A 2129-nucleotide genomic window follows, 5' to 3' on the forward strand; every position below is an offset into this window, starting at 1 on the left:
CTTCTTTCCCCAACCCCGCCCCTTCCCGATACTTTCCGACTTCGTCGGGCTCATGGCTCGCCAGATCACCGGCTCCGCCGAAGTCGTCCCCAAACGCCGGACGGGCTGAAAGAAGCTGCGGCGGGCCTGAGATCAGTACGGCCACACCGGAGGGTTCGTGCAGAAGTGGCCGCCCAGACGAGCGTGCTCGGGGTTCTCCGGGTCCAGCTCCCCGTGCTCGGCGACCAGCTTCTCCGCGTACTGCTCCGAATCGTCCTGCGGCTCGTAGCCGAGCGCACGCGCCGACGACAGGTCCCACCACAGCCGGGTGTTCGCGGAGGACCCGTACACCACCGCATGCCCCACCGCGGGAGCGGTCAGCGCCGCGTGGAAGAGGCGGGCGCCGTCCCCCGGCGACATCCAGATCGACAGCATCCGCACGCTCGTCGGCTCCATGAAGCAGGAGCCGATGCGCACCGAGACCGTCTCGATCCCGTGCTTGTCCCAGTACAGCTGGGCGAGATCCTCGCCGAAGGACTTGGAGAGGCCGTAGAAGGTGTCGGGGCGGCGCGGTGTGTCGACCGGGATCAGCGGCTCGTCACCGGCCGGGCGCGGTGTGAAGCCGACCGCGTGGTTCGAGGAGGCGAAGACGACGCGGCGTACGCCCTCCTCGCGGGCCGCCTCGTAGAGGTTGTACGTCCCCTCGATGTTGGCCTTGAGGATCTTGTCGAAGGTGGATTCCAGGGAGATGCCCGCCAGATGGACGATCGCGTCGACGCCCCGCACGGCCTCGCGCAGCGCCGCCCGGTCCGAGAGGTCCGCCGCGATCGCCGCCGGTTCGCCCTCGATCGGCCGCATGTCGAGCAGCCGCAGCTCATAGCCGTAGGCGGGCAGAAGACCCCGCATCAGGGTGCCGAGGCCGCCTGCGGCGCCGGTGAGCAGGACGGTGCGGGGAGCGGGCATGGGGGAGTCTCCTCGGGTCAGCTACTCGGGTCAGCTGCGCATTCGTATGCACGTACAGCATTCACATGTGTGGACAAGCTAGGGATCGGATCACCGCCGCGTCAAGTGTCGTACGGAGGCGGCGAGTCCGCTCCTGAATTGCGATTCTGTTGCGCCCCTGCGCGCTTGACCAGGGGTTAGGGCGCACCTTAGCGTGGACGCGTTCAGAAATATGGACGTCGATCAGAAACGTGCACGCTAAGGGAGAGCCCGTGACGTCAGCACCCCTCGCCGCTCGACTCCGCATCCCCAGCGGGCCGCTGTTCTTCCCGGTGACCGCCTACGGCCCTGACGGCTCCGTGGACCTCGACGTCTTCCGCGCGCACGTACGCGCGGGCGTCGACGCGGGCGCGGCGGCCGTCTTCGCCTGCTGCGGCACCGGCGAGTTCCACGCCCTGACCCCCGAGGAGTACGAGGCGTGCGTCGCCGTCGCCGTCGAGGTGTCGGCGGGCCGGGTGCCGGTGGTCGCGGGCGCCGGCTACGGCACCGCGCTCGCCGTGCGGTACGCGAAGCTCGCCGAGGAGGCGGGCGCCGACGGGCTGCTCGCGATGCCGCCCTATCTCGTCGTCGCCGGGCAGGAGGGCCTGTTGCGGCACTATGCCGAACTGGCCGCGGCGACCTCCCTCGACGTGATCGTCTACCAGCGCGACAACGCCGTGTTCACCCCCGAGACGGTCGTCGGACTCGCCCGCACCGACGGGATCATCGGCTTCAAGGACGGCCTCGGCGACATGGACCTGATGCAGCGCATCGTGAGCGCCGTGCGCGGCGAAGTCCCGGAGGAATTCCTGTACTTCAACGGTCTGCCCACCGCCGAACTGACCGGGCTCAGCTACCGCGGCATCGGCGTGACGCTCTACTCATCGGCCGTCTTCTGCTTCGCGCCCGACATCGCGCTCGCCTTCCACCGGGCCTTCAACGCCGGGACCGCCGAAGGCGACGCCCTCGTCAACCGGCTCATCGACGGCTTCTACCGGCCCTTCGTGGAGCTGCGAGCCGAAGGCCGCGGCTATGCCGTCTCCCTCGTCAAGGCGGGCGTACGCCTGTCGGGACTCGACGTCGGCGGGGTGCGGACGCCGCTGCACGACCCCGCCGACGACCACGTCAAGCGTCTGGCCGAACTGACCGGGCGGGGCAGGGCGTTGCTG

At 69.6% G+C, this 2129-nt stretch carries 2 protein-coding genes; one reads left to right on the forward strand and one right to left on the reverse strand.

The window, feature by feature from the left end:
- Nucleotides 1–132 precede the first annotated feature (132 nt).
- Nucleotides 133–942: an NAD(P)-dependent oxidoreductase gene (locus E2651_RS42745; protein ID WP_135336652.1), complete on the reverse strand. Its 810-nt coding sequence runs from the start codon at nucleotides 940–942 to the stop codon at nucleotides 133–135.
- A 251-nt stretch (nucleotides 943–1193) separates the two neighbouring features.
- On the opposite strand from E2651_RS42745, the gene E2651_RS42750 reads away from it, so the two are divergent.
- On the forward strand, nucleotides 1194–2129 hold a 936-nt coding region (locus E2651_RS42750), incomplete at its 3' end, for a 5-dehydro-4-deoxyglucarate dehydratase (protein WP_135336653.1).

Origin of the sequence: Streptomyces sp. MZ04 (assembly GCF_004684775.1) — a bacterium.
Lineage (GTDB): Bacteria > Actinomycetota > Actinomycetes > Streptomycetales > Streptomycetaceae > Streptomyces.

Excerpts from the sequence above, each read along its gene's own strand:
- E2651_RS42745 (WP_135336652.1), bottom strand. The coding sequence starts at position 942 with ATGCCCGCTCCCCGCACCGTCCTGCTCACCGGCGCCGCAGGCGGCCTC.